The 7134-nt window shown below is 67.5% G+C and carries 9 protein-coding genes; 3 read left to right on the forward strand and 6 right to left on the reverse strand.

All coding sequences use genetic code 11. The annotated features are described in order from the left end of the window. Nucleotides 1-103: 103 nt before the first annotated feature. On the forward strand, nucleotides 104-475 hold the full coding sequence (locus ACZ60M_RS01710) for a DUF5319 family protein (RefSeq protein WP_465413646.1): 372 nt from the start codon (nucleotides 104-106) through the stop codon (nucleotides 473-475). Here the strand turns inward: ACZ60M_RS01710 and ACZ60M_RS01715 are convergent. From ACZ60M_RS01715 to ACZ60M_RS01735, 5 genes are all read right to left on the reverse strand, one after another. Next, on the reverse strand, nucleotides 472-2847 hold the full coding sequence (locus tag ACZ60M_RS01715; protein WP_465413648.1) for a protein kinase domain-containing protein: 2376 nt from the start codon (nucleotides 2845-2847) through the stop codon (nucleotides 472-474). The two genes, ACZ60M_RS01710 and ACZ60M_RS01715, sit on opposite strands and share 4 nt — an antisense overlap. After that, a complete protein-coding gene (locus tag ACZ60M_RS01720) occupies nucleotides 2828-3892 on the reverse strand; it encodes a patatin-like phospholipase family protein (RefSeq protein WP_465413650.1) in 1065 nt (354 codons plus the stop codon). Before ACZ60M_RS01720 ends, ACZ60M_RS01715 begins: the two co-directional genes overlap by 20 nt. 86 nt (nucleotides 3893-3978) lie before the next feature. Continuing rightward, nucleotides 3979-4254 carry a hypothetical protein gene (locus ACZ60M_RS01725; RefSeq protein WP_465413652.1) on the reverse strand — a complete coding sequence of 92 codons (276 nt, stop codon included), beginning with the start codon at nucleotides 4252-4254 and terminating at the stop codon, nucleotides 3979-3981. Next, entirely contained in the window at nucleotides 4244-4555 is a 312-nt protein-coding gene (locus tag ACZ60M_RS01730; protein ID WP_465413654.1) for a hypothetical protein, read from the reverse strand. Before ACZ60M_RS01730 ends, ACZ60M_RS01725 begins: the two co-directional genes overlap by 11 nt. Next, a complete protein-coding gene (locus ACZ60M_RS01735) occupies nucleotides 4552-4737 on the reverse strand; it encodes a hypothetical protein (RefSeq protein ID WP_465413656.1) in 186 nt (61 codons plus the stop codon). The genes ACZ60M_RS01730 and ACZ60M_RS01735 overlap by 4 nt, the downstream gene beginning before the upstream one ends. A 454-nt stretch (nucleotides 4738-5191) precedes the next feature. Here ACZ60M_RS01735 and ACZ60M_RS01740 point away from each other — a divergent pair, with 454 nt between their 5' ends. After that, nucleotides 5192-6109 (forward strand): helix-turn-helix domain-containing protein, encoded by a 918-nt coding sequence (locus ACZ60M_RS01740; RefSeq protein WP_465413658.1) that lies wholly within the window; start codon nucleotides 5192-5194, stop codon nucleotides 6107-6109. Continuing rightward, the gene (locus ACZ60M_RS01745) at nucleotides 6106-6372 is read left to right on the forward strand and encodes a DUF397 domain-containing protein (RefSeq protein ID WP_465413660.1); all 267 of its coding nucleotides are present in this window, start codon (nucleotides 6106-6108) and stop codon (nucleotides 6370-6372) included. Before ACZ60M_RS01740 ends, ACZ60M_RS01745 begins: the two co-directional genes overlap by 4 nt. Nucleotides 6373-6454: 82 nt before the next feature. Here ACZ60M_RS01745 and ACZ60M_RS01750 read toward each other — a convergent pair whose 3' ends face one another. Continuing rightward, nucleotides 6455-6685, reverse strand: a complete 231-nt coding sequence (locus ACZ60M_RS01750) for a hypothetical protein (protein WP_465413662.1) — start codon at nucleotides 6683-6685, stop codon at nucleotides 6455-6457. Nucleotides 6686-7134 lie beyond the last annotated feature (449 nt).

Here is a 7134-nt window from a genome sequence, read left to right on the forward strand (position 1 = left end):
GCGGTGTCACCACGCGGCGGCGAGGCTGGCACGCATCCGGGAGGTACCGCCCGCGCACCGCGGCCGCCCGGCAAGGTCGTTGCCAAGGGTTAGGCTGGTAGACGTGTATGAGGAGCCACGCGACCCGTTCGCCGACGATCCCGACCACGCGGAGGCGCTCGCCCCGTTCGAACCCGAACTGGACGAGGACGACCGCGCGGACCTCCTCGAGGACCTCCACGAACTGGAGCTGTTCGAGAAGGTCCTGCATCCGCAGGGCTACCGCGGCGTGGTCGTCGACTGCGACGACTGCGACGAGGCGCACTACTTCACGTGGGGCCTGCTCATGGCGAACCTGCGCGGCCTCCTGGAGGCGAACTGCGCGCAGGTCCACGAACCGGCCTTCGACCCCGACCCGGCCCACTACGTGACCTGGGACTACGCCCGGGGCTTCTCCGACAGCTGGATCATGACGCACGGCGAGGACGCCGCCTAGCCGACCCGCTCCGAGGCGGCCTCCTCCGGCTCCGGGGCCTCCTCCACGGGGTCGTCGGCCCGGGGTTTGGGCGCGTTCTTCTTGGCGGCCTTCGCCTTCCGGTCCTCCAGCACGTCGAGCCGCTCGGCCGCGAGGATCGCCCGCGCGAGCCCGGCCCGCACGTACGGCGCGTCGGAGCCGGTGTTCTTGAACGTCCAGATGCCGATGTTGATGAGGCTGATCGCGATCGCGTACATGAGCTCGTCCTGCAGGCGGTCGTTGTACAGGAAGATCCCGATGATGACCACCGGCAAGGCGTAGAGCCAGGCCGCGGGCTGCCAGGACGCCAGCCGCCCCAGCGTCATGATCTCTCCCTTGGGGACCGTGGAGAGACCTTTGCCGTCGTTCCAGGCGCGCGCCCGCCGGTTCGCGTCGTGCGCGAACCACAGGCACGCCGAGATCATCGCCGCCACCGTGATGATCCCCAAGGGGCTGAAGATCACCCACCAGCGCCGCTGCACCAGCGTCGGCAGCAGGATGTACACGGTCGGGTAGACCGCCGCGCCCCGCATCATGATCGAGGCCGCCGCGGTCTTCACCCGGGGCCAGCCGCGCCGCCGGTACGCCGAGTGCGGGGTCATGTCCGCGAAGATGTTCATGTACAGCCGCAGGCCCGGGATCGCGTACGCGATCGCGACGAGCCGCACCGGCAGGTTGTCCCACGCGTCCGGGATGTCGTAGTTCGCGGCGCGCACGTCGTCCAGGAGCGGGATGCCGTCGTTCCCCGAGCGGTTGAACAGCCAGTTCGCGATCTCGACGTACTTCGCCTGCCAGAACAGGTCGAGGTCCCGCGACCACCAGGTCAGCACCAGTGCGAGCGTCACCCACGACATCAGCGCGCACGCGACCGCCCAGTACTTGAGGCCGTTCGCCTGCCGCAGGTGGTGCACCTGCCGCGGGTGCTTCGTCTTGTCGGTCGCTTTGGCTTGCTTGCGGCGGACCTTCCAGATCTCGCGCTGCCGGGAGACGACGCTCGAGGCGGGCAGGAGACCCTTGAACCGCTGGTAGGCGGTCTTCGGCTTGCCTTTCTCGGCCGCTTCCAGGACCTCGATCTCGCGCATGAACAGGTCGCGGATCTCGGTGTAGCGGCCCAGCCCGGAGTCGATGCCGGAGACGACGAGGCGCTGCCGCGGATCGGCGTCGACGAGGTCTTCGAGCAGGCGCGCGAGCCCGACCGAGGCGACGTAGAACTGGTCGGGCACGGTGCCTTCCGCGCTGTGCGGGATCCCGCCGACCGCGATGAGCACCATGCCGACCGAGTACAGGTCGGCCCGGTAGCCGCCGGTGCCCGAGGACTTCACCTCGGGCGCGACGTAGACCGACTCGCCGGACTGGGCGCCGACGATCGTCCTGGTGTGCAGGAAGTTCACGCCGAGGTCGATGAGGCGGATCTTGACCACGTCCTCGTTGTCCTCGTCGACCTGGACGAGGATGTTCGACGGCGTCAGGTCGTTGTGGTAGCCGACGTTCGAGGCGAGCACCGCCATCGCGCCGAGCAGCGGCGGGCCGAGGACCCGCAGCTGCTTGAGGTCGACCGGCCGCGTGATCTCCGACTTCGGGGCCTTGCGGCCCTGCTCGGTGGCGCGGAGGTGGTCGGTGAGCGTCGTGCCCTTGATGAACTCCATGAGGACCCAGCTGTCGTAGCTGGCGAAGACGGTGACGAGCGGCGACCCCTCGGGCCGCACGCCGCCGAAGTCGCGCTCGTAGTTCCTGGTGGCCTTGACGATCGCGGGCATGCGCAGATACGGGTAGATGAGGCATTTGAGCGCGTAGTGCGTGGGCCGCACGGCCTTGTTGGGGGGATCCGAGTCGACGGTGACGATGATCGAGGTCGTGCCCTGGCGGTGGAAGGCCATGGTGGCGAAGTCGATCTCGTCCCAGATCTCGACCGCGTCCGCGTCGTCGGCGGCGGGCCGGTACAGCGCTTCGACGGCGGCCCTCACGTCCCGGTGGGCGACGAGGGAGACGCAGCGCTCGTCGGCCGGGCGCCCGGCGATCTCGCCGCCGTCGTAGGCCTCGCCGTGGTAGCGCATCCGGTCCGAGCGGTGCATCCCGATGAGGGTGAGCAGGAAGAACCCGAGGTAGCCCTTGGTCGCTTCGCTGACGCGGCCGTCGGGTCCGTCCCACCAGGTCCACAGCGCGTGGAGTTCGGCCGCGCGCCCGACGCCGAACCGGTCGTCGTACGCGCGCTCGTCGAGCGGCACGTCGAGGAGCGCGGCCCGCCAGTCCTCGACGTCCCACCGGTCGAGTTCAGTCACTGCGTCACGGTGCTCGGCGCGGCCGGTGAGGTGCGCGCAGGCCTTGGAGACGAGGTCAACCGATGCGTTTGCCATCGGCGGTCCTCACGGTGACGATGCGGGGCACGGAGCGGAAGGAGCCGCCTCGGATCTCCGCGACGGGAATGCCCTGGATCGCGGCGGCCATGACGGCGTGCGCTTCGCGGGCGGCGGTGACGAGCGCGTCCCGGTCCCGGGTCTGGTTGCCGACCTCCTTCATCCACGGCAGCGGCGCGAGGTCGAGGACCTGCGGGCCGTCGCCGGGCTCGGTCATCCACTGCTGCAGGCGTCTTCGCTGCGTGCGGTACTCGACTTGCGAGGCGGCGTAAGCGCGGCCGAGGCCGCGCTTGAGGCGTTCGAGGTAGGCGACGGAGAAGCGGCGGCCGGGCGCGAGGTGGCTCGGCGGGGGCTTGATGGGCTTGGTGCTGAGGGAGAGCACGTGGGTGCAACCGTCTTCCATGGCGAGGAGGTGGGGGTGGGCGGTGAGGACGCCGCCGTCGAGGGCCCGCTGGCCGCGGAACACGCCGGTGCCGGGGACGGCGACGGGCATCCAGCAGCTGTTCTTCAGCGCCGACTTCAGGTCCTCTCTGGACTCGAACTCGTGCGGGCCGATGGCGGTCAGGCTGTCCACCAGGCTGATCGTGACATGGAACCCGGCCGGGCTCTTGAGGATCTTCTCGAAGTCGAGGGGTTTGACGGTCTCCAGGACTTCGTCGAAGGCGTAGTCCAGGTTGAGGATCGGCCCGCCTTTGAACGCCCGCCCCATGTCGACGAACTTCGGCGTGCACAGGTCATCGAAGTAGATCGTCAGCGGATACCAGCAGTCACCGCCCGCCATGAAGTAGGCGGCGTTGATCGAGCCAGAGGACGAGCTGTACACGGCGTCGAACACGCCGCGCAGGCCCAGGTCGTCGAGGGCGACGAGCATTGCGGCGGAAGTGACTCCGCGCATCCCGCCGCCCTCCACGGCCAGGCCGAGCTTGTAGCCGTCGACCCGCGCCCCGGGCGCGGAGTTCGCGGCCTGACGGGCCCGGATCAGTTCTAGGACAGGATGGTCGTCGGCCCAGTACCGGTCGGCATCATGGGCATAGATATCGGACAATTCGGCCTCGCTCAGGGGTGTAGTGGAGCGGCGGAATCGGATTGTCCTCAGGATAGCCCGTTTGGCCACATTGCGCAGTCCCCTAATTACCGCCCCCGGGCGGCGATCCCCCGCGCGTCGCGTTCGATCGCGGCACACATCCGGTCGCCCTTCCAGGTCGGCCGCCATTCCATCGGGCCCTTCGCCGGGTGCGTGAACACGGCGACCGGCCGGGGTCCTGCGCCTTTGTCCTCGTCGGAGCTGATGCCATGCAGCGCAGGATCTTCGGTGTTGCGCTCGACGATGAAGCGGACGTGGCCGCCCATCCCGATCGAGTAGCTGAAGTCGCCGAGCGCGACCCAGCGTTCGGATTCAGCGGCCACGCGCGGCCTCCCCGAGGACTTCGGCGCAGTCGAGCAGACTGGCGAGCCGGTTGCGGTCGCGGAACCGGTCGGCGAAGAACTGTGCCAGTGCGGTCCGGTCGGTGTCGGTCCAGGCCTTGCGGTGCTTGGGGTAGATCGTGAGCTGCGCGGAGACGGGCTCGATCTGGTCGATGATCCCGATATCCACCGGGTCGCCGGGGAAGAGCTGCCGGAGCACAACCGACCCCGGTTCGCCTGCAACGACAATGCCGGACACGACCCGGCCGGTGAAGTCGCCCGTGCCGATCTTGGTGTCGCTCATGCCAACGCCTCCGCGATCGCGATGCATTCGGCCAGCGGACCGGGGCCAGTTGGGTACGGTCGCGGCTTCCGGCGGTGCGCGCCGGTGCGGACGCGGCGGCGCAGGTGCAGGTCGTCGCGGGTGATGCGCCCGGCGTTCATCGCTTCGCGCTGCTGCGCCGCGGTCGCGGTGTGCACGAACATGCGCGCGGCGCTTTCCCGGAAGTAACAGCCGTGGCGGCCCCACCGCTCCGAACACCAATCGCAGCGGAGCCTGCCGAGGCCGAACCAGCCCCGGCGCGGTTGGTGCAGGTGAAGGTCGATCTTGGCCCAAGCGGGCACAGCATCGCGAGCTAGGCTGAGTAGTGCCATGAGAGCACGCCTCTCTTGTGTAAGCGGCCCGCGCGGCTGAACTCGCCAAAGATCTACTCGCGCGGGCCGCGCCTATGAGCGGCCGAATGAAGTTGTCGAAGTCGCCCGCCCCCGAACGGGGGTCCGGGGACGGGCACCGGCTGATCCCCCACCGAACCAGCCGACATGGAATGAAGTCCACCTTGCTCGGTCACGCCTTCCGGCTGCGGCCGTGACACTAGGTTGACACAACTGATGCAGTCGACGCAAGCACCTGGACAGTGGAAATCGGAAAATGTTACGCTGCATGGAGATCAGCGCGACACTCATGTGGCGCATGAGCCTTCTGGGGGTAGTCATGGCCAAGCCCAACCCGCCCACCGCCCGAGCACGCTACATCGGCAGAACGATGCGGGCCTTCCGAGAAGACCTGGGCTTCAAGGGATCTGAAGTCTCCGACCACATCGACAAGACGGCCGCGACCCTGAGTCGCTATGAGTCCGGCGAGTACCCGATGCCGGGTGACGTGTTTCTGACACTGCTCGACCTCTACCGCGTCAACGATCCGCTAGAGCGCGCGAGCCTCATCCAGATCAACGAAGACGCGCCGAAGCGCGGGTGGGTGGACTCCTTCCAGCCCTACATCAAGAACCTCGCCAACCACATCTGGATGGAAGGTGAAGCCGAGAAGATCCAGATCCTGGAACTCACCGTCATGCCCGGCATCACCCAGACCCAGCGGTATGCCGAAGCCTTGATGAGCAACGGCCCCAAACGGAACGATCCGGTCACCCTCCGGCGACAGCTTGAGGCCCGGATGCTGCGCACCAGCGTGTTCGCAAAACGCAACGGGCCGGAGATCAAGCTCCTGTTGCACGAGTCGATCCTCAGTCAGCGCGTCGGAGGCGCAGAGGTAACCGCTGAGCAGCTGGAGCGGTTGCTCGAAATCGCCGAGCTCCCGAAGGCCGAAATCCGGCTGCTTCCAGCCGACTGCTGGATGCACATCGCAGCCGGAATTGTGGTCGGCTACAAGATCTTCAAGCTGCCCGAACCGCTGCCGAATGTCGTCTACATCGACAGCACGGTCGCCGCGATCTACGAGGAAGACCCTGACATAGACTCGTTCAAAGAGACTTATGATGCGCTCTGGAACGACTTGGCCCTCGACTCCAAGGCAAGCGTTGAGCGCATCGCCCGAGAGCTGAAAGAAGTGAAGCGAGAATGAGCCAAGCGGCCGGTCAGCAGCGGATCTGGCGCAAGAGCACCCGCAGCGACAGCAGCGGCAACGGCGACTGCGTCGAGGTAGCCTGCGCCCACTGGCGCAAGAGCACCCGCAGCTCTGACTCCGGCAACGGGGACTGCGTCGAGGCCCGCCCCGCCCCGGCCGGTTTCGAGGTCCGCGACTCCAAGCTCGGCCCCGACTCCCCGATCTTCGCCCTCCCCGCCAAGGACTTCACGGTCCTCCTCAACAACCTGAAGTCGGCCTGAAAGAGGTCTGAGCACAGGCGGGCAAGCGGCATCACCATCACCGGGCGGGTCCTACACGGACCCGCCCGTTCGGTTACAACGCTTACAGCCAGCCCTCCTCCTCCGATTCATCCTTCGGCGGGCTCTTCGGGGCCGGCTCGGTCTTGCGCTTGTACCAACGGTCGACCCCGACGAGCGCGAGACCGGCGGGTATGCCGATCAGGAGGTGGGACAGGCCGCCCCATCCGGCCCAGTAGGAGAGGGCGAAGCCTCCGCCGAAGCCGACGACCAGGATGACGACCACCAGCAACACAGCAGTTCGCTTGGGGCTCATGAGGGGACTCCTAACTCAGGGTGAAATCCAGTATCCCGGCGCTACCTCTGCGGTGTCCATAGGCGAGTCGTCAGCCCTCGACGCACCCAAGATCGCTCCGAACCACAGGGCCGTCCCCAAAAGTTATCCACAGGCACTTGACCTGCATCAACAGTCATCTCGTCGGAAGTTATCCACAGGCGGAAACTTCTTGTTGCCACTCAACTACCCCACGTGTTGTAGTAGATAGCAAAAACGGAATCAAAAGCCATCTGGCACCGGCGGGATGGCGGCGACACAGAGGGATTCGCGAACGTCGCCATACCGAGACCGCGCGCGGGAAGCCACCCGCGCGCGGTCCCCGCCAGGTGCCACACCACCCCTCCCGCTCCCGCGGGAGCAGCGAGGGGGGGCGAGCCACCAGCTCGGCCGCCCCCCCCCACCACCCCCAACCCCCCCCCCCCGGAGTT

This window comes from Glycomyces sp. NPDC050141 (assembly GCF_055586545.1).

Coding starts and splice junctions, on each gene's coding strand:
- ACZ60M_RS01740 (WP_465413658.1), top strand. CDS start 5,192: ATGGAGATCAGCGCGACACTCATGTGGCGCATGAGCCTTCTGGGGGTA.
- ACZ60M_RS01730 (WP_465413654.1), bottom strand. CDS start 4,555: ATGAGCGACACCAAGATCGGCACGGGCGACTTCACCGGCCGGGTCGTG.
- ACZ60M_RS01745 (WP_465413660.1), top strand. CDS start 6,106: ATGAGCCAAGCGGCCGGTCAGCAGCGGATCTGGCGCAAGAGCACCCGC.
- ACZ60M_RS01735 (WP_465413656.1), bottom strand. CDS start 4,737: ATGTTCGTGCACACCGCGACCGCGGCGCAGCAGCGCGAAGCGATGAAC.
- ACZ60M_RS01750 (WP_465413662.1), bottom strand. CDS start 6,685: ATGAGCCCCAAGCGAACTGCTGTGTTGCTGGTGGTCGTCATCCTGGTC.
- ACZ60M_RS01715 (WP_465413648.1), bottom strand. CDS start 2,847: ATGGCAAACGCATCGGTTGACCTCGTCTCCAAGGCCTGCGCGCACCTC.